This window comes from Streptococcus cristatus, from assembly GCF_001578775.1.
Taxonomy (GTDB): domain Bacteria; phylum Bacillota; class Bacilli; order Lactobacillales; family Streptococcaceae; genus Streptococcus; species Streptococcus cristatus_A.
Genome location: NZ_KQ969063.1, coordinates 125674 through 152196 on the forward strand (window position 1 = coordinate 125674; position 26523 = coordinate 152196).

Genomic DNA, 26523 nt, shown 5'->3' on the forward strand with positions numbered 1-26523 from the left:
AGGCTGGGACAAAAGTCCTAGCCTCTCAATTGTCTTTGGATCGTCGAGCAAGACGCAGTGGTTGAGTGGGCTCTACTAAGCTGATTTCATCAGCTTTTACAGCCCTACTCAACTGTGCGGAGGTGGGACGACGAAATCGAATTCTAACGAATTACCGATTTCTGTCCCACTCTCGTTTTGAAATTTCAATTTTAACTGCTTGAATAGGCAAGCTAAGATAGAAGTATTTTCTCAAAGATAAGGCTGAAGAGCTTTTGACAACGTCGCATAGCCAGCAATGGTCAAATGTAAGCCATCCGTCGTAAAATCCTCCCGCAGCTGACCGCTCTCATCCAAGAAGTTATCATAAAGGTCGAGAAAATGGACATTGGTATAGATGCTTGCTAGGTCTTGGTAGGCACGATTGAGGGCTTGGATTTTCTCGTTCGTTCGGATATAAACCGTCCCTTTGTACTGCTCCTGCTCATTCACAGGCAGGACGGACAGCAACTGGATCTGAGCCAGAGGATAGTCGCGGGAAATCTCCTGAACAACCGCTTCCAGATTGGCCAAGGTTTCAGTCTGAGCCATCTCCTTGCCAATGTCGTTGGTTCCAATCAGGAGAAAAACCTTGTCCAGAGCCTGCCCAAAAAGATGGGCATCCAAGTTCTCTAAAAGCAAATCAGTCTTGTAGCCACGAATGCCACGATTGACCAAAGTTTTAGGGCTTTGCAATAGCTCATGCAGCGGAAAATATTCCACAATCGAATCACCGATAAAAATAATCGCTGGCTCTTTTACTGCAAGCTGATTCAGATCCCGATAATTTTTCTGGATCTTTGCCTGCTCATTTAAAAGCCACTGTTCTAATAGTTGAACTGCCATTTAGACTCCTTTTTTCTAAGTATTGCTCAATTACCTGCAAAACGCCGGCCTCTGCATTGGCTGGTGCCAAGCGACTGGCAATGCGCTTAATCTTCTCATCCCCATTTTCCATCGCATAGGAAAAATCCGCTAGTTCCAGCATTTCCAAATCATTTTCGCTGTCGCCAAAAGCCATGATTTCCTTGCTTTTGATTTGCCACCGATCCATGAGCTGACGAAGTCCCCAAGCCTTGTGAAGACCTTCTTGGATAATGTCAATCGCACCATAGCCGCTGGTCACAGCACTCAATCTTCCAGCAAATGCTGTATTGATCTGCTGCGTAATCTCTGCTGCTTGCGCTTCATCTACCACAACGCTCATCTTTAGCACTTCTTCAAACGGATGATCTTGCAGATTGGGCACAAAATTCATTCGTTTGTAGAAATGGACCGCCATTTCTTCTGTCATAATCTTGCTAATCATCGGAAAATCAGTGCCATCCTGAACAAAGCCACCTTTAGTGGAAGTGACCACCAGATGCACCTCTCGTTCTTGACCCTGAAAATAAGCCAGCGTATCCGCAATCAAATCAGGCTGCCAGAAGGTGCCCAGCAACATTTCATTCTTTTCAAAGATTCTAGCGCCGTTGGCGACGATCAGGGTCATACGCTCTGTCAAATCGCCCAACAATAAGCGCATTCGTTGAATTTCATTGCCCGTCGCAACGACAAACTTGATATCCCGCTCCTCCAGCTGGTCTAGGACTGCTGTCAGGCGTGGCAAATCCAGCTCTCCTCGCGGATCCAAAAGGGTGCCGTCCATATCCGTAGCGATCATTTTAATTGGCATCTTCCCACCTCATTTCTATAGTCTCAGATACTTATTTTTCACTTTATTCCATAAATATTTGAGATAACCTTTCCCTTTTAACTTTTCGACTAATGATTTTTCAAAGTTTTTTACTTGAGCATCTACTTGACTTTTAGCGCTTTTCCCTGAAATCGCATAGTGACTTCTAGACGTATGGTAACCAGCCGAGCCTCGATTATTCTGAGGGGCTTTGAAAGCTTGCCCGCCATTTCGAATCTCCAGCTTACGAAACTGGGGATCCCACTGGGCTGGACTTTTGACATCGTAATAATAATGGGAACTATGATTGAAAAGCGAGGGTTTCTTCCCGTAATTAAAACTGGCTCCATTAACTAGCCCATTTTGACTGCTACTTTCCGGATCCAAAACATTAAGGAATCGCCCTTCCCTATCTAGAATAAACTCGGTATGGAAACGATGGAGAATCTTGATATTGGCCTGATAGGGCTGCTGGTCTGGGTAGGTCACCTGGCCCTTATTGACAAAGGCTTTATTGTGCAGCCGTGAAGATTCCCATAGCTGGCAGTCTAGATTAGGGTGCGCCTGAAAATAGGCTACAAGAGCCTGGCCGTCTGTCATCCCCAGTTTACGAAAATGCTGTCTGACCCACTGAACTTGCTGACAAGAAATAACGTAGCGAAACTGGTGCAACTGACCTTTTAATCTTTGATTGCCACTGTCTGCAATAAAGTCTGCCGGAGAAAAAGCATGCCGAATCGTTTGAGAAAACTGATGCCAAAAGGGAGAGTGTGGCGATAAGTCCGGATGTATACGTGAGAGCAAGCGGGTGATTTCTGCTGCTTCCCCACTCAATTCGTCAGGCATATCCATATAGAACATAGCTAGCTTCAACAACTTCTCAGCTTGCTGGGGCTGGACTGCTTGGCATTCAAAAGACCACAGTTTCTGAAAGAGCGGACTGCCAAATATAAGGGCCTCCTCAAAAAAAACTTGGCGAGCTGATTCATGCGGCAATGACGCTATTTCTGCTAGAAAAACTTTATCAAGAACAGCTTGAGACCAGCCGCGCGCTTGTAATTCTAGGCAGTATTGCTCGATTTCTACTTCCATCACCATCCACATCCATCATATGAAATTTCTTTAGCACCGTTTAGGGCTCCGCTAGCAGGTTCATGCAGCCTTCGATACCTCTCCTATTTATCTCTAAATATGCCAAAATTTCATGTAAAAGTCAACGTACAATGGAACTTTCGGCCTCAAATTGTATTCTTTCAGCATTTTTTGCTATACTAGTCTTAGGAAAACAACGAGGACAAAAGATGACGCCAAATAAAGAAGACTATTTAAAATGTATTTACGAGATTGGCACGCGCCAGGGAAAAATCACCAATAAAGAAATCGCCCAGCACATGCAGGTTTCTCCGCCGGCCGTGACGGAGATGATGAAGAAAATGCTGGCTGAAGAACTCCTAATCAAGGACAAAAAGGCCGGCTACCTGCTGACCGACCTAGGCCTGCAACTGGTCTCTGACCTCTACCGCAAGCACCGATTGATTGAGGTGTTCTTGGTCCAAAAGCTGGGCTACACCACGGACGAAATCCATCAGGAAGCCGAAATTCTGGAACATACCGTTTCTGAGCGCTTTGTCGCAGGCTTGGAAAAAATGCTAGATTTCCCAGAGACTTGCCCTCATGGTGGCACAATCCCAGCCAAATACCAGCTGCTGAAAGAAAAATACCATCAAACTCTGGCCTCCGCTCAAGAGCCCGGTAACTACCTCATCCGCCGTGTCCACGACGACTTTGAGCTTTTGGCTTATCTGGAAAAGCACAATCTAAACATAGACCAAGAAATCAATTTCCTCCAGTATGACGACTACAGCCAGCTCTATCAACTGGAAGTGGATGGCCAAGTAATCCAAGTTAGCCCTATGATTGCCCAGCAGATTTATGTGGAAAAACTATAAACAAAAACCAGTTCAGACTTTTTAGTCTTAAACTGGTTTTTTTATTGACAAAAATAAGATGTCGAAATATAATAAGTATACTTATAAAATATTTAGAGGAAAAGCTAATGGAAACATCGCAGTTTAACTCCATCTACAAGGATGAATATAAAAAATCAACCGGTCTGCTCTTTATCCGCGCCTACCACAAGTGGCATGGGCTGATTAAAAATGAGCTGAAAACCATTGATTTAACCCATCCCCAATTTGTCATTCTGACCACTCTTGCTGCACTCCTGCGTCAGCAAGAATGGGTAAGTCAGACCGATATTGCTCGATTCTCTGACATGGATGTCATGACCGTATCCCAAATCATCCGCCTCTTGGTCAAAAAAGAATTGATCATGCGGGAAGTCCATCCCAAGGACAGCCGTGCCAACATCATACTTCTAACGGATACGGGACTGCAAAAAGTCAACCAAGCCCTTCCTCTGGTAGAAGGCATTGATCAGACATTCTTTGGAAAATTAGAAAATAAAACAGAAGTATTCAATCAACTCTTAATGAAACTGGAGGCAGAAAATGACTAGATTTTGGATTGGTGTCGTATCAAAAGAACACGTCCTAAGAGGTGTAGAGGGGGGCTTTTGCCAAGTCTGCCATGGAAAGAAAGCACCGCTGAACCGAATGAAAAAAGGAGATTACCTTTTGTACTACAGCCCTAAGTATCAGCTGAATGGTCAGGAAAAGCTGCAGGCCTTTACAGCAGTTGGCAAGATTCTAAATGACACAGCCTATCAAGTAGAAATGTTTGAAGATTTCTTCCCTTTTCGACGTGACGTCAGCTACTACCAACCTGTCAAAGACTGCCCCATTGAACAGGTACGGCCACATCCCGAATGGCGCCAATATGCTTCTCAGATAAGATACGGACATTTCGAAGTTTCAAAAGAATTTTTTCTCTATATCTTTGAACAGATGAAGGAAGAATAGGAGGCTGGGACATCCTGACCTCCTATTTTTTCGTATCCGATATCATATGCTCTATAATTGTTTTAGCAGGAATTATGGAGTTTTTTAGGAAAAATCCTATCTACCTTACTGAAAAGAATAAATCAAATCATATCACAAACCTCCTAGAAAGACCAAGGCTTTTCTGATCAAAATAATACTCTAGACACTTCCACTTCATCAAGTTTTTTAAAAGAAAGAAAAGATCCTATTTACCCCCCTTGCAAACCTTTTCACTTTTTGCTAGAATGATGTCAAAAAATTAAGAAGGACAAAATTATGCCACAAAATCTCTTTAAAGAATTGGCCCAGCTGGAGCAAGTGGAAGCTCTAGCTCTCGGAGGTTCACGGGCCGGCCAGCATTTTGACCAAGACTCAGACTATGATGTCTATGTCTACCTGAGCGCTCCTATTGAGCCAGCTATTCGCCAAGAAATCCTCAGCAAGTACTGCTCCTATATGGAAATCGGCAATCAATTTTGGGAACTGGAAGACGACTGCGTCCTCAATAATGGTATCGAGATTGAGCTGATTTACCGCTCGCTGGACGACTTTGACCAAGACCTGCGAACTGTCGTTTTAGAGCACCAAGCCCAGAATTCTTACACTACCTGTATGTGGTACAATCTGATCCACAGCAAGATTCTCTACGATCGAGACGGCCGCTATGCTGCTCTCCAGAGCAAGTACAGTCTGCCCTATCCGGCTGAGCTGAAAAGGAATATCATCAGTAAGCAGCTCCTACTTCTCGACCAAGCTATGCCAGCTTTTTCAAGACAGATCAAAAAGGCCCTCAAGCGCCAAGATCTGCTCAGCATTAATCACCGCAGCAGTGAGTTTTTCGCCTCTTACTTTGATGCCCTCTTTGCCCTCGATGAGCAGCTCCATCCAGGCGAAAAGCGCATGCTCCAGTATGCCAAAGAAAATTGCTCCCGCCTGCCTCAGGATTTTGAAGCCAATATCCAAGACTACTTCCAACATCTCTACCAGCCAGACCAGCAACAGAAAGCGGCCCTAGCCTTGGATAGCCTCCTAGACAATCTTAAGCAATTGATTGAAGCATCCATCTAGAATTTCAACAGATAAAAAGCTCATGAAACCAGTTTTTCAGCTGGTTCATGAGCTTTTTGCTATTTTCGACAAGCAACCTAAGGCTTATTTGTTAAAGATTGACTGCCTGAAGTCGTCTGTTTCACGAAGATAGGCGTTGTAAATCTTCTTCTTGAGCAGGTTGACCCAGCTAGCTTCCACACGATTTGTCGCATTGGTAATGTTGCGCACATCCTCTGCGACCGCTTCGTCCATCAGCTTCTGCATCTCTGCATACGAGCGAATGGTTACTTGCTTGGTACTGTTAGGATTTCTGAGTTCGTACTCAATGGTGATTGGTTTGAGCTTGGTTAGCTGGTCAATCCGCTCTTGGTACATGGCCTTCTTGAAGGCCGCCCATGAAGCATATTCACCCTTGAATACATTTTCCAAGACCTTCTGATCTGTCACCAGACCAACGTCTCTCCTGAGCCAGCCATCCCAGGTCGTCTTGCCTTCTGCAGCAGCCTCTTCGGAGAATTTCCCTGAAACATAAGGGACAAATCCTTCATGGTAGCCCTTGGCTGCCAGCAATTCATAGGCTGTGCGACGGAACATGACGTCTCCCGGCGCCCCATTTGGATTGCTCAAGGCTGAGTAGATTGGCGAGAAGAGGCTGAGACTGAGGTAGCCATTACGCGGATACTGTCCGCTATCCTTATTCTCCCGACGGGTGATGACATCATTGTCAATCAGGGATTCAAAGCTGGTCAACTTCTTGATTTCTTCTGCGGTGAAGCTGCGCGTCTGGTTACCAGCATGGGTCTGATTACCATATTTATCAGTGATATAGTAATTCTCCATCTTTCTGAACCACTGGAGCTTGGCTGCATCACTCTGCTTGACCATTGAAGTACCTTCTAAGTAATCCAGCGTGTAAATCATGTCAAACATACCATGGACATAGTGCTGCAAATCTGCTGCATTTTGGACACGTTCCTTAAAGTTATAGGTATGCATCCTTGTCTTAGAGTCCTTGTCCGTCTTGAAGAGGGTATTGAGGGTGATGGTAGGCTCATTTGGACTTGGTGTAGACTGCAAGAGACCACGAGCATAGAGCTCAGCCCCCAGTCCTTCGCGGCGACCATAACCTTCAAAGTAGATCGAACCATCAGAGTTATGCGTCATCTCATGGGTGTAGACGGAGTTCCCATAGTCTTCTAACAAGCGAGCAGCATCAAAGTGGGTGACACTTCCCGTAGCATAGGCATTGTATCCCTTGCTTGGATACCACTTACCGGCTGGTCCAAAGAATTCTTGCATAGCTAGTGATTTCTTGTCATTAGCTGGAGCCCAATATCTTTTACCATCCTTGTCAACCAATGAGAATCCATCGTAAACCAGAACAGAACGGAAGAGCTTGTCCTTGCTTTCAGGGCTTAGGATCTTATACCAGAAATCATAGTGGTCACGCTGCCATTCAGCTGACTTTCTAACTCGGTCTTCGACATACTCAACCAATTCTGCATCTGTTCGCACCCTGTTATTGGCATCAAGGCGGTAGCGATCATAAGCTCCCATGGAGACGGTGGACATATTGGAGATGACATAGACACCCTTCTCAGTCATGGTCAGGAGTGGCAGGAGCATGCCCTTATGTTCCCAATTATCCGCAGTAATCTTGTCGTAAACACCGACAGAATACTTACTCTTGCCCTCGGCTGCATCCTGAAGCTGTCTGGCTTCTGCCACATCCGACTTGGACTCAACGATATAGGCTTTTGTATTGGTCTTGAGCCATTCGTTATTGGTCTTGTCTGGAAGGAAGAGCTGGCGATAGCTTTCCAGATAGTTGAAGAGGCCGCGCTTGCCAGTCGCTTCAGAGAGCGAGTTATCGTAGGCCAGATGGTTGTTCTTGGCCTTGAGATTTTCAAAACCAGACTGACCAAGTGAAATAATGGTATCCAGTGTTGAAGCATTATGATTTCCAAAGAAGTCAAATTTATAGGCCGACAAATCCTTGACATTGGTCTTGTCATAGTTGATATTATACCAACGGTTGAGATAGGTCAGACCCAGCAGGAAGGCTTCCTTATTGGCTCTAATCTTCTGAGCTACATAGTCAGCTACAACATCGCCTTCAGTATTGATGGACTTGTCCATAGCCAGAACCTTACGCAACTCTTCTGCCAACTTGGTCTTGACTTGCTCAAAGGCTGTGTCCATATAGAGCTCATCCAGAGAAGCATCTGCATTCACACCTAAAACAGTTCGCATATTTGGTGAGTCAAGGACAACCTTGTTCAACTCTGGCAGCACTTGATTGAGAATTCTGCTATAGTCTGATAGGAAGGTTTCTGGTGTATAAAGGAGGTCTAAACCATTCACAGCATACTCTGCGATAGATTGATGTTTGAAGTCTCCTTTATAGGTCAGATTTAGATAATCAACCGTCTTATCCTCAAAGTGCAACATCAGGCGATTAATCGCAGTCTTGTTGCTATGGATATCGGTGATCATCTGGTCGCCCTTCATCGGAACCACATCCAGCAAATACTCTCTAGTAAGCTTGTGATTATCTGGAAGTTTATTGCCGTAGGCAACGATGGTTTCCTTATTATAGAATGGCAGGAGTTTTTCCATATTGGCATAGGCTATCAGACGGTCTGCACGAGCATTCTTTTCCTTACTGTAGTCAACAGTGTGGAGATTGAGATTGCTGTCCTCTAGCGTGGTCGTAATGTCTAGGCTAGCCAGCTTCTCTTCAGCCTCGTCCAAAGTCAGAGTAGAAGTGACAAACTGATCATTACCTAAAGTTTCGTTTCCTTCAACGGCATAGGCTTCTTTTATGCGATCATTCTTGTAATCTTGGTCGCCAGAAATGCTGTAGACATTTGTACCGCTGACATTGCTGATAACATTGTCAATCAAGCCATTGAAATAATTAGAACCAACCACTCCGCCGATTTGACCATTCTTCGTAGAATTTTGGATCTTTCCAGTCACATAAGAACGGCTGATGCGGGCATTGTCTTCCAAGCGACCGACCAGACCGCCGAAGCGCTGCTCGTTTGTTCTAGCACCTGCCAGAATGGTCACATCCGCCCTGCTCTGACTCAGCAAGGAATTTCCTCCCTTGAGGTTGGCAACCAAACCGCCGACATTATAAGCCTTGTACTGCTTGTCATTGGTCTGGATAGTTCCCGTAAAGGAGCTGTTGGTAATCTGGCTATTGCTTGCAACAACGACCAAACCAGCCACTTGCGAAGCATTGCCCACTACCGACACTCTACCTTGGGCAGAAACATCCGTGATTTGCGCATTATCTGCACTACGGGCCAAGGCAGCAGAGTCATAGGTTCCGACAATATTGACCTCTTTCAGGTCCAAATTAGAAATAGAGGAACCGCTCTTGAGGTTTTCAAATAAAGGCTTGGCTAGATTATAAATCGCATACTGCTTGCCATTGTGATTACCAGTCAGACTGCCTGTGAAGTTTCCTCGGAGATAGACATAATCCGCAGGTGCCAGACTGACCTCGCTCGCATCCAAATCGGCTCCAAGAACAAAGTTGCCAGCCATATTTTTCTTCATGGCGTCTACCAAACCAGCAAAGCTTGTGTAGACATTTTGCTGACTAGGTACTGCCCTGCTGATATAGAAGTCATAGCCAGACTTGTAGCCTGTGTCGCCCTCTTGTACCAGCTCAGGTAGAGAGACCCTTACCTTGTAGACAGCCTTGCCATCCTTCTGGCCTTCTGCCATGCTGTGAACTGGCAGGAGCATGTCCTTGGATTCACTCGATTTGACTTTGACAAAGTAGGTAGACAGGTCCGTCGGTATAGTGCTCATGGAAACGACACGCTTGAACTGATCCTTTTCTTTTCTGTAAAACTCTGCCGAATCAATATCACGGAAGGAAATCTTCTTGTATTGCAACTCAAAGTTGCGGCTATCTTTTTCAAGATCAGTCAGGCTGCCAGCATCCAGCTCATAAGTCAACTTGGTTTTCAGGGTATAGCCTGTATAGTAGTCCAAGTTATCAATCTTCAGACTTCCTGCCACATTGTCAATCGGAAGCGAGCGAACAAGCTGGTCTCCCTTGTACAATTCAGCTGTCGCTGAGCGCAGGGATTTTGTCTTGTCTTTCAAGCTGTATTGAACCGTGACCGACTTGTCCTCTGGATTTTCTGTCAGACTTAAGATTGAAACTGTCGGCTTGACCTTAGGCACACCATTTAGAGCGGCCTTGCTTGCTGTCAGGCTGGCAAAAGCTTGATTGACCTGCACTTGTGTGGCGGTTTGATTATTCAGAACTCCTTCTGCCTTGGTCAATTCGTTCGTATAAGCGGCTTTCTTATCTGCATCAGCATTCTTATATTGGACGGTTGTCTGCACAGTGCTGCCCAAAGCATGTTCATTTTGCAAACGCGTTTTGTCCACTTCAAGCCCCTGTAACTGAACTTTAGCTTGATTAATTTGCTCCACCAGCTGATTGACTTCCGCCTGGCTGGCTTGTGACTGATTGAGAAGTGCATGGCCTGCAGTCAAAGCGGTATCATAGGCTGCTTGGCGACTTTGACTATCGTTGAAATAACGAGCCTGAGCCTTGATTTGCTCCGCTTCTGTCAGTAGATTGTGAAGCGAAATCAAATCGAACTCTTTCAAGGCTTCCACTTGCGGGGCATCGCTTGGTACCATGTGCGGTTTTATTGTGCCGACTTTGACAAGCTGAGCAACTGCTGCCCGCGTTTCCTCGTTGGACAGCTCTTGGCGGGCAAGTTCTTGACCGTTAGAAGTATAAACTCTAGTCTTGATGGTTCGCTCGCCTAGCACTCCTGGAGTGACGATGCGGCGAGCGCCTTGAACTAGCTCATCCGTCTCTTCCTCTCGCGTAGTGAAATCGATTTTCTCTACTCGCGTTTCATCCCTATAAGTAAGCGGATACTCTGGAAGGGCAGATGCTTGCGGGGCGGTGCTCGGTACCATATGTGGCTTGGCGGTACCAATTTTGACAACTTGCGTAACTGAGGCTAGAGTTTCCTCATTGGACAACTCCTGACGGGCAAGTTCTTGGCCGTTGGAAGTATAGATACGAGTCTTGATGGTCCGTTCGCCCTGCACTCCTGGAGTGACGATGTGGCGGGCACCTCGTACAAGCTCATCCGTTTCTTCCTCTCGAGTGGTGAAGTCGATTTTCTCTACTCGCGTTTCATCCCTATAAGTAAGCGGATATTCTGGGAGGGCAGATTCTTGCGGCGCAGTGCTCGGTACCATATGTGGCTTGGCGGTGCCAATTTTAACAACTTGTGCGACTGGAGCTAGCGTTTCCTCGTTGGACAACTCTTGGCGGGCAAGTTCTTGACCATTGGAAGTATAAACTCGAGTCTTGATGGTCCGTTCGCCTTGAACACCTGGAGTAACGATACGGCGAGCGCCTTGAACCAGCTCGTCCGTTTCTTCCTCTCGCGTGGTGAAGGCGATTTTCTCTACTCGAGTTTCATCCCTGTAGGTCAGCGGATACTCTGGGAGGGCAGATGCTTGCGGAGCAGTGCTCGGTACCATATGTGGCTTGGCGGTGCCAACTTTGACAACTTGCGTGACTGGGGCTAGCGTCTCCTCGTTGGACAACTCTTGACGGGCAAGTTCCTGACCGTTGGAAGTATAGATACGAGTCTTGATGGTCCGTTCGCCGGGTACACCTGGAGTCACGATTTGGCGAGCACCTTGCACAAGCTCATCCGTCTCTTCTTCACGTGTGGTGAAGGCGATTTTCTCTACTCGCGTTTCATCCCTATAAGTCAGCGGATATGCTGGTAAAGCGGGCTCTTGCGGAGCAGTGCTCGGTACCATATGTGGCTTGCCTGTGCCAATTTTGACAACTTGTGTGACTGGGGCTAAAGTTTCCTCATTGGACAGCTCTTGACGGGCAAGTTCTTGGCCGTTGGAAGTATAGATACGAGTCTTGATCGTACGTTCACCCTGAACACCTGGAATGACGATTTGACGAGCACCTTGGACAAGTTCATCCGTTTCTTCCTCTCGCGTGGTGAAGTCGATTTTCTCTACTCGCGTTTCATCCGTATAAGTCAGTGGATATGCTGGTAAAGCGGGCTCTTGCGGAGCGGTGCTCGGTACCATATGTGGCTTGGCCGTGCCAATTTTGACAACTTGTGTGACCGGAGCTAAAGTGTCCTCGTTGGACAACTCTTGGCGGGCAAGTTCTTGGCCGTTGGAGCTATAGATACGAGTCTTGATCGTACGTTCACCCTGAACACCTGAAGTGACGATGTGGCGGGCACCACGAACTAGCTCATCTGTTTCTTCTTCACGTGTGGTAAAGTCAATTTTCTCTACTCGTGTTTCATCCTTTGCAACCAACTCTAACTCAGGAAGTGCATGGACTGGAGCAGTTTCAGGAACTGTGCCATAATCAGTGAGCTCGGGTAACTCGTGCACGGGAGCACTAGCAGGAACGGTGCCATAATTAGTGAGCTCGGGGACTTCATGTACGGGAGCATTAGCAGGTGCCGTACCATAACCAGACAACTCGGGGACTTCATGCACGGGGGCGCTATCCGGAACGGTACCATAATCAGTTAACTCAGGCTTCTCGCGCACGGGAGCGGCATCTGGAACCGTACCATAACTAGTGAGCTCAGGAACCTCATGTACAGGAGCGCTGTCTGGAACGGTGCCATAATCAGTGAGCTCTGGTTTCTCGTGCGCGGGAGCAGTATCGGGAACCGTGCCATAGCCAGTTAACTCAGGGACTTCATGCACGGGAGCAGTATCGGGAACGGTGCCATAGCCAGTTAATTCAGGGACTTCATGCACGGGAGCACTAGCGGGAACCGTGCCATAACCAGGCAATTCGGGAAGCTCATGCACGGGAGCGGTATCGGGAACAGTACCATACTCCGTTAACTCGGGGACTTCATGCACGGGAGCGCTAGCAGGGACTGTGCCATAACTAGTAAGCTCGGAAACCTCTTGCACAGGAGCGGTATCGGGAACAGTACCATACTCCGTTAACTCGGAGACTTCATGCACGGGAGCAGTATCGAGAACGGTGCCATAGCCAGTTAACTCAGGGATTTCATGCACGGGAGCAGTATCGGGAACGGTGCCATAATTAGTGAGCTCAGGAACTTCATGAACGGGAGCGGTATCTGGAACTGTACCATAATCAGTTAACTCGGGGACTTCATGCACGGGAGCGCTATCCGGAACTGTACCATAGTCAGACAACTCTGGAACCTCTTGTACCGGGGCATTATCAGGGACCGTGCCATAACTAGTGAGCTCTGGAACTTTATGTATTGGAGCTTCTTTAGGTACAGCCTTATTTGCTGCAGTCCCGACTAAAACAACTTCTGAAACAGGCTCAGTGGTTACTTGATCGGAAACCTGCTTGCTCTCTATGACTTTTCCCTCAACACTATAGTGACGTGTTACGATCTTGCGAATCCCTGGAATGCCCGCGCGGATCACTCGAGATTGTCCTTCGGCTAAGTCATCTGAATACTGATACTCCGTTTTATAGGGAATTTCTTTGGTCTCGGTCCTTGCTTGACTTGTAAATTGCAGCTCTGATCGCTCATGAACAGGTGTTTGACGAGCAAATTCCCCTTCTTTAGCAGCAATTTCCTCCCTTTCCTTCTCGGAGAGATAGTCTCCGCCAGCAGGCTGCGCCTCTTTCGGAGCTTCAGTTTTCTTAGGGCGACTTGCTAGGTCTTTCAACTGCTGATCAGGCTGACTAGCTGAGGCTTCCTTTTGCAGAGCTGGAAGCTGAGAGTTTCCTCTTTGAGCTAGTTGATGCTGCGCTTCTTTTTTTAGATAACCAATATACTGGTAGCCAGCAATTTTCAATGGTTCTGGCAACTGATCGCCAACGGTCAACGTCAGACTTTGATTATAGGCAGCCAAATCCATACTGCTGATTGCCAAAACAGAAGCTGGCAGAGGCACAGAACCCAAGCCTGTCACCAGCAAAATAGAAGACAGGTATCTCTTGCCATTCTTCCCTCGCGCTAGCACTAAAACAACCAAGGCCAGTCCTGTAGTCGCAAAAGCCGCTCCCAAAAGACCTGACTCCCCTGTCTTAGGGAGCTTTCCTAACAAGCTTTCTTGCTTTGTCGGACGGTAAACCAAATAATAAGCGTCCGAATTTTCCTCCGCAAATTTGGGTAGTTCCTTCACAATAGCAGCTTTTTCAGCCTCAGTCAGATCGCTCTCCACCACATAGTGATACTGAACGAGGGTAGACTGATTGGCAGACGCTTCCGCTGCCTCAACAGAGCTGACAGCTCCTCCCATTGTGGTACACAAAAAGAAGCTTCCGATAGTAGCGGAAACTAGACCTACAGACAGCTTTCTAAAAGAATAGCGCTGGTATATGTCACCAGTGACTCTTTTTTTCATAAAATTCCCTTTTCTTCATATAATAAGCTAATAAAAATTTTACTGAATTTTACTCAAAATTGCAATCCCTTAGCCTGATAAAATACTTTTCTTTCAGCTATCGAAAAGGTCTCCATTTTAGCGACAAGTAAAAAGCAGATTCTCTGGGAGAGAACCTACTGTTTACAGATCATCCAAGCCCCAAATCCAACTCAAAGAGGCCGTACTCATGCTTGTCCCCTTGCAATTCTGCTGCATAGTGGCGCGTGACGGTATTTTGGTGAATCAAGGCGCCGATAGCCGAGGCTTGCCGTTTCTGCGCTTCTTTAAAAATCGGATAGGCCAAGGCAGAGCCCAAGCCCAAAAATTCCTCATCCACTCCCAGATACATAATCGTATAACGCTTGGCAAAGCGCTTGGTCCAGAAAAACTTGGCTAGGTTTAGAGGAGTCAGTTTTTGATAAACCAGAGAACCATAGTCCGGCATAGCAATCAGAAAACCTGCTAGCTTGCCCTCCTTATAGGCTAGCTTAACCATAGAAAAATCAAGAATATACTGGTATTTCTGAAAAATCTGACTGAACTGCTGACTAGAAATTGACCGATAAATCGGAAAATCTTGATAGAGGCGATTGAGGAGCTCAAAAACCTGCAGCGAAGCTTCTTCCCACTCCTGCTTCTTTGGAGAGCAAATGGTGAAACCCGCTTCTTCAAAAGACTCAAAGCGATGAGCCAGCTTGTCCTGATGAGTTTGATTGCTGACCTTGGGATAAAAATTGGACAGATAGCGCTCCTTAAGCTCAAAACCTGCAGCCCGCCACAGCTGAGGATAATAGGCTGGATTATGAGGTTCTCCAGTAAAAGGAAGCTCCTCTGTTCCAGTCAGCTGCATTCGATAGCCCAGCCAAAAACTTGCCTGTACGGGACCGATTATCTTAATCGCTCCGAGACTGCGAGCAAAACCTGCTAAATGCTCGATAAAAGCAGATGCAAGCTGTTGGTCATTGATTGATTCGAAAAATCCTAAGTAAGCAGCCTCATCATCTGAATAAAAGGTGAGAAGTCCGCGAATAGAAGGCTGACTGTTCATATAGCCAACAAAGGCATAGGTTTCTAGGTCAGAACTCAGCGGGTGACTGCCTTCAATCAAAGCCAGCTCTTCCTCTTCCGACTGCATGAGGTGGTCTGGCTGGTAAATCCGCTTGGGAAGAGCTAGAAAATCATCCAGCTCTGTCGTATTGGTTTTGACTGGTTTAATTTCCAGCATGGTCTTCCTCCTTGATCAGTCGAATCTTGCCAGTAAGGCCATCTATCTCAATCCAGTCGCCGTTTTGCAAGTGACTGCAGGCGCCTTTGACATTGACAATAGAGGGAATACCTAACTCGCGGGAAATAATGGCCGTGTGCGAGAGCAAAGACCCCTGCTCAGCAATGACACCCTTGGCTTGGGTCAGAAGATAGACCCAGCCCGGATCGGTCATCTTGGTCACGATAATCCGATCCTGAGCAGACTCAATCTCCTGCACATCTTCCACGACCAAAACCTGAGCCTTAACGCAGCCAGGCGAGCAGCCAATCCCTTGTAAGTCTTGATTGCCCGTATTATGACTGCTGGTGCGGTTTTGCGGTTTCAGATATTTCTCAAAGACCTGTCCAGCAAAAACATAGCGACTAAAAGTTGGCAGCTCCTTATCAGCCTCCAACTTCTCTCGACGCTCGGCTATCAAGCTACTAACATCTCTGGGCTTTCTGGTCAACTCAAACAGCTCTTCCTTTGTCAGGTAAAAAACATCGTCAGGCATAGCCAGCAGCCCTTGATCGGCTAATTGCTGGCCAAGCGTTCGGAAAATCTGCCGCATCATGCCATAGATCCGTGTGCGGTTTAAGCGGGAGCTTTCCCGATATTTAACACCAGTCATGGCTCGCTTGCGAAGAAAATTCGTCCACCAGCCTGATTTTTGCTCCTCTTCTTCAAGTTTCTGAGGTGCCAACTTCTTCTCCTCTTGCTGGCACATTTGCAGCAGGAGCTTGAGCAGACGCTCTGGGTGCGTTCGAAAAGTTGGAGTTTCTAACTTCAACTCTTCTGGAGCCCGATCACCAAATTCATGGATAAAATGGACTATTTCTTGGACCAAAGGGTGCTGGCGAGTCAGAAAGACTGCTGGACTTTCACTTGCCATAGCCTGTCTAATCTCTGCATTTTCTTCTGATTTCAGCTGAGCTGTTAAAGCCTGCAGAGCCAAAGCCGGCCGCATACTTTCAATCTGCTCAATTCCCGCAATCTCAGCCTGAACAGCCCCGCCGCGACGCGACTTTTTCAGGAGTCCGGTATAGACAAAAGCATAGAGGTCATTGACCAGCGTAATGTCCCAGTGAGCCAGAATATCCTCTTTTAGCTTGCTGACCAAGGTAATCAAGGTCTCCGCATCTGCGTCGGGAGAAAAGCTCGCTTCGTATTCGCGCTGAATCTGGGCAAACTGCTCTTCCAATTGCCGCATTTGCTTGGGTGCCGTCCAAAACTCTCGAATAATGCGAAGCATGATTTGCAGGCGTTTGAAAGCAGATAGGGGCACCGGCATCTGAGGTACCTCTGTCTCTCGCACTCCCAGCATATCCTGCCAGATAGGAATGATTTTCTTCGAAAAAGGCAAAAGCTGCAAGAGCTGATACCAGCTCTGAATCTGGTAATAAACTCGGCTGTTGACCGGCTGCAGCATATTTTGAAAGGTGGCTTCATAGGCAGCCAACTCAGGAACATCCCTGCCAACCAAGCGCTGGGCAAGACTGCGGAAAATGCTGGCATAAGCCTCTTGAATAAAGCTAATAGTCAGAGGACTGGAAACGCCCGGATAGCTTTCTACAATATTGCTATTATCCAGAATAATCTGCTGTCCTTCTGGCAAGGTGGTAATAGGTCGTGCCTGCAAGAGATAGAGCTGACCATTTGCGAAGGTAAACTCCATATCCATGTAAGGTCCAAAAAGCTGACTTACCTGACTAGCCAAAGCTTGTAGCTCCTCGAGTTGTTCCTGTGACACGTCTGGTGAGTCCTCCGTCTGCTCTGTATAAAAGAGCTGGTCCTTGGGATGGAGCGTCACCATGGTTGTAGGAATCTTATCCTCGACAACCTTGTTTCCCAAGCCTCGACCGATAACAATAATATGCTCGTTCAGAATGCCCTTGGGATTAGCTGTGAAGTAAATCCCAGACAAGTCTCCCTCCTGCATGACCTGAACAATGCAAATCATCTGTGCCGGCTTCAAAGATAGGCCTTGCTCAAACATATAACTAAGAGCCGACTCCTGATAAAGAGAGAGCAAGGTCGCTTGGATAGCTTCTTTAAGTCCATCTGGCTTCACATTGAGCTGGCTCTCAAACTGACCGGCAAAGGAGGAGGCCTTCCCATCCTCAATGGTTGCTGATGAGCGAACCGCAAAGCGACAGTCTGTCTGAGAAAACTCCTGCCGAATCCAGTTTTCTGCTGCTGTCAGATCTTCCTGCGCAAACTGCTCTTTAGCCCAATCCTGCAATTGCTGACTGAGTTGGGACAAGTCCAACTCTCCAGACCGATAAGCTTCTTCCATCCGCTCCAAGTCGGCAGAGCTGGCAGATTCTTGAAAAAAGTCAAAAGCAAACACTGCAAAGTCAGGAATCGGCAAACCAGCAGCCTGCATTTTCAGCAAATGATAGGCCTTGCCTCCGACCTGGTCAAGCCCTGTCTGCTTGATTTTTTTCATCAAAGTACCCCCATCAAGAGATAAACAGCAACGGACAGAACCATGGTCGTCTCCGTGATATATGTATAACGCTCCACCCGCTCCCGGATATTAAAGCGAGTTGGATCCTTGATAAACTGCTCAAACTGGACAGTCATCCAGATGACATTCAGCACTAAGACCACTACTCCGACATGGGAAATATTCCAGAGAAGGGCGAAATTGGTCAAGATATCCAGCAGAGTCACCACCTCGATAAAGCGAGTGGCTTTTTTGTAACCAAAAAGCTTAGAATAAGTCACATACTCGGTCTCGTCTTTTGGCGCCCGAATCTTGCGGCAGACTTCCCAGATCAGACTTGGGAAATACATGGTAAAGGCCAGCAAGACGGTCGGTAGGGACAAGAGAGGCAGATTGTACTTGTAGCAAACAAAAGAGATAGTATAGAGATTCAAAATCATCATGACTGGATTATGGGTCACTAGAGCCAGAGGCAGAGAATTTTGAATCTTGTCACGCTTGAAGAACCAGAAGGACATGAGAGTTCCGTAGATATAGAGAAAGAGGAACCAGCCGATATTGTTCATAAAGAGGATATTGAGAAGTACAGACACCGCTACGATAAAGCTGAGGGCAATAGCCAAGTCCTTCTTTTTAACCCGGCCAGATGGCAGAGCCCGATGAGGAAAGAGCCGCCTGTCGGTCTCATAGTCCTTGAAATCATCTGCAATCCGCAGAATCATCAGAAAGACAAAAATCGTAAAAATCCCAATCAACTCCTGATGGTCAAAGTGAAAGGTGGTCACTCCGTCATTGAGCAGAAGGACAAAATAAATCTCAAAAAACATAATGGCAGCCACAAAAAAGCGCGGCAGCAAAGGAAACATTTCCTTATAATAAACAGCTAATCGTTTAAACATAGCTTTTCTCCAATCTTTTCACCCATTTGAATCTGGGTTTCTATTCCGAGGTCTGAGTAAGTCAAAATATCCTGATCCATGCGAATCGTGCCTTCCGGATAGAGGACAAGAATGGTTGAACCGCCCAGACCAAAGCAGCCCTTCTCCTGTCCCCTGACCAAATGGTCCTGACTGTGATTGTATATTCTTCCGACCAAGAGAGCGCCTACTTCCATCTGCAGGACAGGTCCTAGGTCGGTATCTAAAAGACAGTATTCTCTTTTATTTTCCTTGTAAATCAAGCGCCACTTCTGGGCTACCTGCCTAACCGTATGCAAGCGGCCCTTGATTTTTCGACTTAGGGTAATTCTGCCGGATTCAGCAGCCAGATAGCGGTGCAGGTCTTCCACTCCCAAACGATAGATAAGCGCTGTTCCGCCAGTGAACAGCTGATCTAAGTCATCATCCAACAGTAACTCAGCTAGCCTGTATGTCTGCCCTTTAATCATCAGCTGCAAGTCCTGACTGATGGTAAAAACCTCTAACTTAGCATCCGCCACAGCCAGTACTTGACTGTCAGAACAGACCGGACGCAGATTGGGCTTGATTTTTCTCTGGAAGAAAGCCGAGAAGCTAGAATAGGGGCCATCTTCATAGTCAGCTAGATCCAGCTGATAACTTTCAACAAAAGCTGCTATTTTCTTTCGAGAAAATGCAGTATAGTCTTTCAAAGTCAGAAGATAAGACAGGCTAGGTCGAGTCAAGATAGGCAATAGGAAGCGACCCCAAGCAGTACCATAAAGCTTATCTAACAGCCCCGCCTTGTATTCTGTCGGTTCCACTACTTGGCCAGTCTTTCTCTGATAGACCTTAACCATGCGGGAGAACCCCCAGACCAATCAGACTTGCAACTGCTAGAATCGCAAAAGCCAGATAGGCCAGCTTGTTTGGCTTGGGAATCCGGCAGTTGTAGACAAATAGGAAGGGCAGCAAAAGAGACAAGCCCAGCCACACCCAGGCATAGAGACCAGGTGCCAGCCATTGACAGACCAGATAGGTCAGAGGGAAAAAGAGGGCACTGTAAGTCACGGGCAAGCCGATAAAATATGAGCTCGATCCTTCATCATGCTTAGCCAAGCGGTTAAAATGCGCCAAGCGCGTAACTGCAGCCAAGACATAGAGGACAGCCAAGATGATATTGGCCGCTCCCAAGGGCAGCTGAATCATGAGGAGCACCGCCGGGAGAGCCGCAAAGCTAATCATGTCGCAGAGCGAATCAATCTCAATGCCAAAACGCTTCTGACTTTCAGTACGCTTCATCCGTCGCGCCACCACGCCATCAAAGAGGTCACAGATACCGCTAACGATAAAGGCCATCATAGCTAGCCGCAGCTGGGACTGAATAATGGCATAAACTGCCAACAGTGCAAAGGCAGCGCCTATATAGGTCAGGATAACAGATTTGTCGTATTCGCCGATAAACAAAGCTTCATTCTTCTTCATGAATTCTTATTTCTCCTCTTCTTCCATCTAGAGTAACCAGCATGCCAGTTTCTAGCAGCTGAGTTGCATTCTTGGCGCAGACCAGAGCTGGAACCCCACATTCCCGAGCGACAATAGAGGCATGACAGAGAACTCCGCCGTACTCTGTCACAAGACCGCCCAGAATACCGAAAACATAACTCCAACCCGTATCTGTATAGCGAGTGACAAGAATTTCTCCCGGCTCAATCGTCTCAATATCAGCCAAATCCAAGAGCACTCGAACCCGACCGGTTACCTGACCGCTGCTGGCTGGCATTCCCGTCAGCAGGGCCTGACTATCATGGGCCCCCTCTTCCAGGCTCATCTCTTTGTCAGTCAAATCACCCACTGGTTCAAAATTTCGATAGGCCTGGCAATAATGCTGATTACCTGCTGCTTCTTCTTGAAGCTGGTCGGCAGTCTTTTGCCCTTCCATAAAGGCAGTCAGACTTTCTTTCTTAATGTAAAAAACATCTTGAGAATCTTTCAGAAAGCCTTGCTTTTCATAGGCTCGGCCGAGTTTGAGGCTAATCTGACGAATGAGATGGTAATAGCGCGTGGAAATATCCTTGAACTCCTCTCGCCACCAGAGCAAGTTCCGCAGGTCTTGACTGATTTTTTCTATCTTTTTCTGCTTGACTTGAGATAGATGGGCAAGATTCAGTTTAGACTCTGAGACAGGACTGAGCGAAGCTTTGGCCGCTTGGTAATAAGCTGTATCAGCAACCAACTGTTGGACCGCTGTCAGAACCTGATGAGCATCTTCTTCATAACTAGCTACTCGCAAGTCCAGCTCCCGTGTCGAGTGATAGCCAAAAACCTTTTGAAAATCCTGAATCTTGATAAAATCTGCTCGCTCAGGATATTGTGCAGCCAGTTCCTGCAACTCTTCCACCGATAACTTCAGCCAATCGTCTGTCAGTTTCTCCTCTGCCAAAATAAGATCCGCAGCTTCCAGCATTCGAGCCAAAGGCTTGGTATGAGAAACATTTCCCAACTTAGCTATCAGTTGGAAAAATTCATCAACCGTCAGCCATTTGAGTAGACTGGTCTTTTTCATAGACAGCTGGACCGTATTGATGTAGGCCTGCCAGAAATAAGTTCCCTCACTGTCTAAATAAGCCTGATTTAGCACTAACTGCCAAAGACTCTCGACTTGCTGGAGCGGGCTTTGGTCGTTCAGTTCTCGTATTTCTTGATTTAGGCGGGTAAATTGCTGGCGCAGCTCTTGCAGCTTGTCTGGCGCCTGATGCAGAAAGGTTTTAGTTACTTTTTGTGTTTTCAAAGCTACCCGCAGGAAATTCAAGAGCAAGACTGGACTTAATTTGCTGGTAAAACCTTGACCTTGGTAGTCTTTAGTGACTCCCAGCTCATCATCAAAGTCTCGCTCAATATAGCCCGGAATCTGCTCCATACCTTGCTTGACCACTCCTAAGTTCCAGAAAGGCCGTGCATAGTGCAGGCGCATCAGCGGTGGCATCACACCATCTGGCTCTAGGCCAATTGCCAGCAAAAAGCTGGAGAGTGCCTCTTGCCAAGAATGACGGTAAAGGCTCCACATCAGGTTTGGACAGGGCTGGGCCGCCACGCCACCATCCCGAAAATTCGCCGTCGTCCAGCGGCCACTGTCGATTTTAGTTGGTACTGTCGTGATGGGCCGAGCCTGCAGTAGATAAACTTGCTCTTGTACGGTACACCACTCAATATCCATCGGCCGACCAAAATACGCCACAATCTCCAAAACCTGCGAGTGCAGCTTCTGCAAGACTGCCAGAGGGATTTCAGTCTTTTCAAACTGAAGCCAGTCTGGCTTGTACCAAGCAAGAGCTAGCTGCTCAGGATTGACTTGACCGCTAACCAAACTCTCAGCCGAGCCTTTTACATACTCAAGCAGCATGGACTGGTCCTGATTAGTCGCCACATCTAGGGAAAAGCAGACGCCGCTGAAGTCAGGCTCTATCTGCTCCTGAATCAGCACTGCCATGGCAAAATCCTGCTCTGCCAGACCCTGACGCTGCCAGTAAGCCAAGGCCTCTGGATTAAAAAGAGAAAGCAGACAGGAACGAATGCCCTGCTCAATTTCTGACAGTGTCCGGCAATTGCCAATCGAGTCATACTGCCCAGCAAATGACATGTTCTGCCCGTCTTCTAAAAGGGCACTGCTGCGAACGATATAAGCTTGATTTTCCTGACAAAAGTATGCTAACTGCTGTAGCCAAGCTAGCTCCAAGGGATACTGCTGCAAACGCTCCGCAATTTCCTCCTTACCCAAATGAATTAACTCTTTAAGTCCCTCTTTTGAGTATTCTGGCAGAGCTGCTCTTAGCCAAGCCATTACTTGGTCTGCCGGCAAAATCAGAGCCTTGGGAACCGAAAGCCCCAGCTGACAGAGGTTGATTAACTGATTGATTTTACCGCCATAGACGGCCGAAGGCTCTTTTTCCAGCCATAGTTCTTTCATCAAAAACTCCCATCTCACATACGGTTTTTCCTGAGCTTGGCCCAATAGAGCAGGCGATTGACTCCCAGATGCGTGCCCGCCCCCAGAATCAGTATGCCCAGCATCTGCTGCCAAGACAGAGGGATATAGAAAAGCAAGCAAATAATACAGCCAATCAAGGAATCAATCTGGTCGATCCAGATAAAAGTCCATTTCCAGCCATTCTCCGCCGTCTTGCCCTCTCTGATTTCCAACCGGCGCTTGATGAAGCTATTGGGCAACTCAAACAAAACATAGGCCAGCCCCAAAAGAGCCCCAAACACTAGATTAAAGAGCACGGTATTTTCGTAGAAGGCATAGACCAAGTGCAGCTTCTCTAGGGTAGGAATACTCTTCAAAAGCAAGCCCCAGAGAATCTGCGCCAAAGCTCCCCAGACAATCATGCCAAAGAAACCTTTCCAGGTCTTGTTGTCTCCAAAAAGCCTCTTCCCATCCTTTAACATCAGCCCAGCATCCATGGGTCGATAAGCCGCCTCTAGCAGTGAAGACTTGCAAAAGATCATATTCAGAACTCCAGCCAGAATAACCGGCATCAGGGTGATATATAAGGCAAGAATCGAACGCATACTTATTTCCTATTCTTTTTATGAAAATCAGTCTGAAAAAAATCAAAGGACTCCTCAAACTTATATATATCATTATACCATAAGTCGTAAAGCCCCTTTTCCAATAAGCCCTACACATCTGTCGCATCTGACAAGGAGCAACGCTTGACTCCCCTTCCGCTTTATCAACTCCAAAGCTGCCTGCTAGAATAATATCGCCTTTAAACCACACAAAAAGCCTCATAAGAACTTCTAAGGAAACCAGCATGGGCCATTAAAAGTTACTTATGAAGCCTATAAATATGAGTTTTCTCTAGAAAAGAAACAAACTATTTTTGCTTGGTCTTAAACCACTAACCTTCAAAAGGCGCGCAATTCTTTCACCGATTTTTGGTGTCAAGTAAAATAGTCACCGGTCCATCATTTACCAATTCCACCTGCATATCTGCTCCGAACACACCTGTCTTGACTGGCACTTGCTCAGCTAACAGCTGGTTAAACTTGTCATAAAAGGGACTAGCCATATCCGGCTTGGCTGCACCTGTAAAGGCTGGCCGATTTCCCTTTTTGGTATCTGCATGAAGCGTAAATTGGGAAATGGAAAGAATCTCCCCTCCAATATCTTGAACAGAAAGATTCATCTTATCTTCCACATCGGAAAAAATCCGCATATTGACAATCTTCCTGACCGCGTAGTCCATATCTTCCTGACTATCATCAGGCCCGACACCTACCAAGAGCAGGAGACCTTGTTCAATGCTGCTATGCAGCTGTTGGTCAATACTGACTTGAGCACGTTTGACACGCTGAATGACAATTTTCATATCTTTCCCTTTATTTCTGACTACTATCTACTCTGACAGGCTCGCACTTAGCCATTGGTTCGTTTGACCGAATACACCTCTGGCACGCTCTTGATCTTATCCACCACCGTCGTCAGCATGGACAGATTAGCAATGCCAAAAGAAACATGGATATTAGCAAATTTCATATCCTTAGTTGGCTGGGCATTAACCGTTGAGATGTTTTTGGTGGTATTAGACAGCACCTGCAACACATCGTTAAGGAGGCCAGACCGATTGAGACCATAAATGTCAATGTGAGCCGTGTACTCTTTAGTCGAATTATTTTCTTCCCATTCCACATCAAGCAAGCGCTGTTCGTAATTTTCCTGAGCCTTGAGATTCATGCAGTCTTGCCGGTGAATAGCTACGCCGCGTCCTTTGGTAATGTAACCAACAATATCGTCACCAGGCACAGGATTACAGCACTTAGCAATCCGAATGAGGAGACCAGACGCCCCCTGAATGACCACACCGCCTTCGTGCTTGACCTTAAGGGTGTCTTTTTTATTTTCGACCTTAACTTCACCACCCTTGACCAATTCCTCCGCCTCTGCTTTGGCCTTGGCCCGCTCTTCCTCACGGCGTTCTTTTTCCGTCAAGCGGTTGAAAATACTAATGGCACCGATCTCACCGAAACCAATTGCCGCAAAAAGCGCTTCTTCGGTCTTATAGCTGGTCTTTTGGAGCACATCTTCCATGTGCTTCTTGTCCATGTACTTATTGGCTACATAACCATTCTCCTGAAATTGAGCCTGCAAGAGCTCTCGCCCCTTAGAAATAGACAGCTCCTTGTCTTGATTTTTAAAGAACTGACGGATTTTATTTCTAGCCTTGCTGGTCTTGACAAGATTAAGCCAGTCACGACTCGGTCCAAAGGAATTGGCATTGGTGATGATTTCCACCTGATCCCCAGTCTTCAGCTTGGTATTGAGCGGCACCATGCGGCCATTGACCTTAGCTCCTGTCGCCTTCTCCCCAACCTTAGTATGGATCTCATAGGCAAAATCAATGGGTCCTGAGTCCTTAGGCAAAGAACGCACTGCTCCATCCGGTGTGAAGACATAGATTTCCTCAGCAAGATAGCTTTCCTTAACCGAATCAACAAATTCCTTTGCATCACCAGACTGATTCTGCAATTCCATCAATTCCTTGATCCAATTCATCCCGATGGCAGATTCCTTGCCGTCAACTTGACCCTTAATTCCTTTTTTATAGGCCCAGTGAGCAGCGACCCCGTATTCTGCGACTTCGTGCATTTCCTTGGTTCGAATCTGAAACTCAATCGGACCTTTAGGACCATAAACAGTCGTATGGATAGACTGGTAGCCGTTGGCCTTGCGATTGGCAATATAATCCTTGAAACGCCCCGGCATGGGTTTCCAAAGCTCATGGATGTAGCCCAGCATGGCATAGACATCACTGTGAGTGCTCAAAATGCAGCGAATGGCAATCAGATCATAGATCTCATCAAACCGCTTCTTCTTGTCCTGCATTTTGCGGTAGATGGAGTAAATATGCTTGGGACGACCATAAATCTTCCCATGCAGATTGCGCTCACCCGCGTAGGTTTCAATCTTGTGGACAACTTCCTCTACCAGAGCTTCCCGCTCTCGACGCTTCTCCTTCATCATGTGGGAGATTTTATAAAACTCCGTCGGATTGAGATAACGGAAAGACAAGTCTTCCAATTCCCATTTGACACTGGAAATCCCCAAACGATGGGCCAGAGGAGCATAGATTTCCATCGTTTCCTGCGAGATTCGCTCTTGTTTGTCTGGCCGTAAATGATTCAGAGTACGCATATTATGCAGACGGTCAGCCAGCTTGACCAAGATCACTCGAAGGTCTTCAGACATGGCCATGAGCATCTTGCGATGATTTTCCGCCAACTGTTCTTCGTGAGACTTGTATTTGACTTTCCCAAGCTTGGTTACACCATCCACAATCACGCGCACATCATGACCGAATTCCCGCTCCAGATCGTCCAAGGTCGCCGCCGTATCCTCTACGACATCATGCAAAAAACCACAGGCTACTGAAACAGCATCCAACTTGAGCTTGGCTAAAATTCCCGCCACCTGAATCGGGTGGACGATATAGGGCTCTCCCGACTGACGAGTTTGCCCGCTATGGCATTCCATCGCATAAATCAGTGCTTTTTGAACAAAAGCTACATCCTCTGCAGCTAAATATTTTTTTGTTAGGGCTACAACCTGATTCCCCGTTAAATTTTCTTCTTTTGGCATGCATTCTCTCCGCTTTCTTGCCTACTATTTTAACATTTTTAAATCAATATGAAAACCAAGAGGACTAGAATAAAAGTAAGGTGGCAGAATAGAACTACGTTTTCAAAGTTTTAGCTTGTCAACCTTGTTTCCGAGCTAAGGTTTAAAAACTTTCCTAGAGTTATAAACAGTTCCAGCCCCACGA

General features: G+C 46.8%; 17 protein-coding genes. 4 read left to right on the forward strand and 13 right to left on the reverse strand.

Annotated elements, in window-relative coordinates; genetic code table 11:
- Window positions 1-231: 231 nt before the first annotated feature.
- Genes SCRDD08_RS08995 through SCRDD08_RS09005 form a run of 3 tightly spaced genes read right to left on the reverse strand, consistent with a single transcriptional unit; the run spans window position 232 to window position 2791 of the window.
- The gene (locus SCRDD08_RS08995; RefSeq protein WP_061423385.1) at window positions 232-864 is read right to left on the reverse strand and encodes an SGNH/GDSL hydrolase family protein; all 633 of its coding nucleotides are present in this window, start codon (window positions 862-864) and stop codon (window positions 232-234) included.
- Entirely contained in the window at window positions 827-1693 is an 867-nt protein-coding gene (locus SCRDD08_RS09000; RefSeq protein ID WP_061423386.1) for a Cof-type HAD-IIB family hydrolase, read from the reverse strand. The genes SCRDD08_RS08995 and SCRDD08_RS09000 overlap by 38 nt, the downstream gene beginning before the upstream one ends.
- A gap of 15 nt (window positions 1694-1708) precedes the next feature.
- The gene (locus SCRDD08_RS09005; protein WP_414162615.1) at window positions 1709-2791 is read right to left on the reverse strand and encodes a DUF3114 domain-containing protein; all 1083 of its coding nucleotides are present in this window, start codon (window positions 2789-2791) and stop codon (window positions 1709-1711) included.
- Between the two features lie 203 nt (window positions 2792-2994).
- Here SCRDD08_RS09005 and SCRDD08_RS09010 point away from each other — a divergent pair, with 203 nt between their 5' ends.
- The 4 genes from SCRDD08_RS09010 (at window position 2995) to SCRDD08_RS09025 (ending at window position 5703) form a co-directional block, all read left to right on the forward strand.
- Complete coding sequence (locus SCRDD08_RS09010) at window positions 2995-3642, forward strand: metal-dependent transcriptional regulator (protein WP_061423388.1); 648 nt, start codon at window positions 2995-2997, stop codon at window positions 3640-3642.
- Between the two features lie 107 nt (window positions 3643-3749).
- Complete coding sequence (locus tag SCRDD08_RS09015) at window positions 3750-4211, forward strand: MarR family winged helix-turn-helix transcriptional regulator (protein ID WP_061423389.1); 462 nt, start codon at window positions 3750-3752, stop codon at window positions 4209-4211.
- Entirely contained in the window at window positions 4204-4614 is a 411-nt protein-coding gene (locus SCRDD08_RS09020) for an EVE domain-containing protein (protein ID WP_061423390.1), read from the forward strand. The genes SCRDD08_RS09015 and SCRDD08_RS09020 overlap by 8 nt, the downstream gene beginning before the upstream one ends.
- 297 nt (window positions 4615-4911) lie before the next feature.
- Window positions 4912-5703 (forward strand): nucleotidyltransferase domain-containing protein, encoded by a 792-nt coding sequence (locus SCRDD08_RS09025; protein ID WP_061423391.1) that lies wholly within the window; start codon window positions 4912-4914, stop codon window positions 5701-5703.
- Between the two features lie 84 nt (window positions 5704-5787).
- Here the strand turns inward: SCRDD08_RS09025 and SCRDD08_RS09030 are convergent, their stop codons facing one another.
- The 10 genes from SCRDD08_RS09030 to SCRDD08_RS09075 all read right to left on the reverse strand — a co-directional run bounded on the left by SCRDD08_RS09030 (window position 5788) and on the right by SCRDD08_RS09075 (window position 26339).
- Entirely contained in the window at window positions 5788-14085 is an 8298-nt protein-coding gene (locus tag SCRDD08_RS09030) for an SIALI-17 repeat-containing surface protein (RefSeq protein WP_061423392.1), read from the reverse strand.
- 169 nt (window positions 14086-14254) lie between these two features.
- The gene (locus SCRDD08_RS09035; protein ID WP_061423393.1) at window positions 14255-15331 is read right to left on the reverse strand and encodes a hypothetical protein; all 1077 of its coding nucleotides are present in this window, start codon (window positions 15329-15331) and stop codon (window positions 14255-14257) included.
- Window positions 15318-17801, reverse strand: coding sequence for a phosphoenolpyruvate synthase (locus SCRDD08_RS09040; protein WP_061423394.1), 2484 nt, complete (start codon window positions 17799-17801; stop codon window positions 15318-15320). The genes SCRDD08_RS09035 and SCRDD08_RS09040 overlap by 14 nt, the downstream gene beginning before the upstream one ends.
- Window positions 17801-18700: a UbiA family prenyltransferase gene (locus SCRDD08_RS09045; protein WP_061423395.1), complete on the reverse strand. Its 900-nt coding sequence runs from the start codon at window positions 18698-18700 to the stop codon at window positions 17801-17803. The genes SCRDD08_RS09040 and SCRDD08_RS09045 overlap by 1 nt, the downstream gene beginning before the upstream one ends.
- Window positions 18685-19557 (reverse strand): phosphatidylserine decarboxylase, encoded by an 873-nt coding sequence (locus tag SCRDD08_RS09050; RefSeq protein WP_061423396.1) that lies wholly within the window; start codon window positions 19555-19557, stop codon window positions 18685-18687. The genes SCRDD08_RS09045 and SCRDD08_RS09050 overlap by 16 nt, the downstream gene beginning before the upstream one ends.
- Complete coding sequence (locus tag SCRDD08_RS09055; protein WP_061423397.1) at window positions 19550-20182, reverse strand: CDP-alcohol phosphatidyltransferase family protein; 633 nt, start codon at window positions 20180-20182, stop codon at window positions 19550-19552. The genes SCRDD08_RS09050 and SCRDD08_RS09055 overlap by 8 nt, the downstream gene beginning before the upstream one ends.
- Window positions 20169-22664: a PEP/pyruvate-binding domain-containing protein gene (locus tag SCRDD08_RS09060; protein ID WP_061423398.1), complete on the reverse strand. Its 2496-nt coding sequence runs from the start codon at window positions 22662-22664 to the stop codon at window positions 20169-20171. Before SCRDD08_RS09060 ends, SCRDD08_RS09055 begins: the two co-directional genes overlap by 14 nt.
- Before the next feature lie 14 nt (window positions 22665-22678).
- Window positions 22679-23269, reverse strand: coding sequence for a CDP-archaeol synthase (locus SCRDD08_RS09065; protein WP_061423399.1), 591 nt, complete (start codon window positions 23267-23269; stop codon window positions 22679-22681).
- 359 nt (window positions 23270-23628) lie between these two features.
- Complete coding sequence (gene dtd / locus SCRDD08_RS09070) at window positions 23629-24072, reverse strand: D-aminoacyl-tRNA deacylase (RefSeq protein WP_061423400.1); 444 nt, start codon at window positions 24070-24072, stop codon at window positions 23629-23631.
- Between the two features lie 47 nt (window positions 24073-24119).
- On the reverse strand, window positions 24120-26339 hold the full coding sequence (locus SCRDD08_RS09075; protein WP_061423401.1) for a RelA/SpoT family protein: 2220 nt from the start codon (window positions 26337-26339) through the stop codon (window positions 24120-24122).
- Window positions 26340-26523: the final 184 nt, after the last annotated feature.

Excerpts from the sequence above, each read along its gene's own strand:
- SCRDD08_RS08995 (WP_061423385.1), bottom strand. The coding sequence starts at position 864 with ATGGCAGTTCAACTATTAGAACAGTGGCTTTTAAATGAGCAGGCAAAG.
- SCRDD08_RS09000 (WP_061423386.1), bottom strand. The coding sequence starts at position 1,693 with ATGCCAATTAAAATGATCGCTACGGATATGGACGGCACCCTTTTGGAT.
- SCRDD08_RS09005 (WP_414162615.1), bottom strand. The coding sequence starts at position 2,791 with ATGGTGATGGAAGTAGAAATCGAGCAATACTGCCTAGAATTACAAGCG.
- SCRDD08_RS09010 (WP_061423388.1), top strand. The coding sequence starts at position 2,995 with ATGACGCCAAATAAAGAAGACTATTTAAAATGTATTTACGAGATTGGC.
- SCRDD08_RS09015 (WP_061423389.1), top strand. The coding sequence starts at position 3,750 with ATGGAAACATCGCAGTTTAACTCCATCTACAAGGATGAATATAAAAAA.
- SCRDD08_RS09020 (WP_061423390.1), top strand. The coding sequence starts at position 4,204 with ATGACTAGATTTTGGATTGGTGTCGTATCAAAAGAACACGTCCTAAGA.
- SCRDD08_RS09025 (WP_061423391.1), top strand. The coding sequence starts at position 4,912 with ATGCCACAAAATCTCTTTAAAGAATTGGCCCAGCTGGAGCAAGTGGAA.
- SCRDD08_RS09030 (WP_061423392.1), bottom strand. The coding sequence starts at position 14,085 with ATGAAAAAAAGAGTCACTGGTGACATATACCAGCGCTATTCTTTTAGA.
- SCRDD08_RS09035 (WP_061423393.1), bottom strand. The coding sequence starts at position 15,331 with ATGCTGGAAATTAAACCAGTCAAAACCAATACGACAGAGCTGGATGAT.
- SCRDD08_RS09040 (WP_061423394.1), bottom strand. The coding sequence starts at position 17,801 with ATGAAAAAAATCAAGCAGACAGGGCTTGACCAGGTCGGAGGCAAGGCC.
- SCRDD08_RS09045 (WP_061423395.1), bottom strand. The coding sequence starts at position 18,700 with ATGTTTAAACGATTAGCTGTTTATTATAAGGAAATGTTTCCTTTGCTG.
- SCRDD08_RS09050 (WP_061423396.1), bottom strand. The coding sequence starts at position 19,557 with ATGGTTAAGGTCTATCAGAGAAAGACTGGCCAAGTAGTGGAACCGACA.
- SCRDD08_RS09055 (WP_061423397.1), bottom strand. The coding sequence starts at position 20,182 with ATGAAGAAGAATGAAGCTTTGTTTATCGGCGAATACGACAAATCTGTT.
- SCRDD08_RS09060 (WP_061423398.1), bottom strand. The coding sequence starts at position 22,664 with ATGAAAGAACTATGGCTGGAAAAAGAGCCTTCGGCCGTCTATGGCGGT.
- SCRDD08_RS09065 (WP_061423399.1), bottom strand. The coding sequence starts at position 23,269 with ATGCGTTCGATTCTTGCCTTATATATCACCCTGATGCCGGTTATTCTG.
- dtd (WP_061423400.1), bottom strand. The coding sequence starts at position 24,072 with ATGAAAATTGTCATTCAGCGTGTCAAACGTGCTCAAGTCAGTATTGAC.
- SCRDD08_RS09075 (WP_061423401.1), bottom strand. The coding sequence starts at position 26,339 with ATGCCAAAAGAAGAAAATTTAACGGGGAATCAGGTTGTAGCCCTAACA.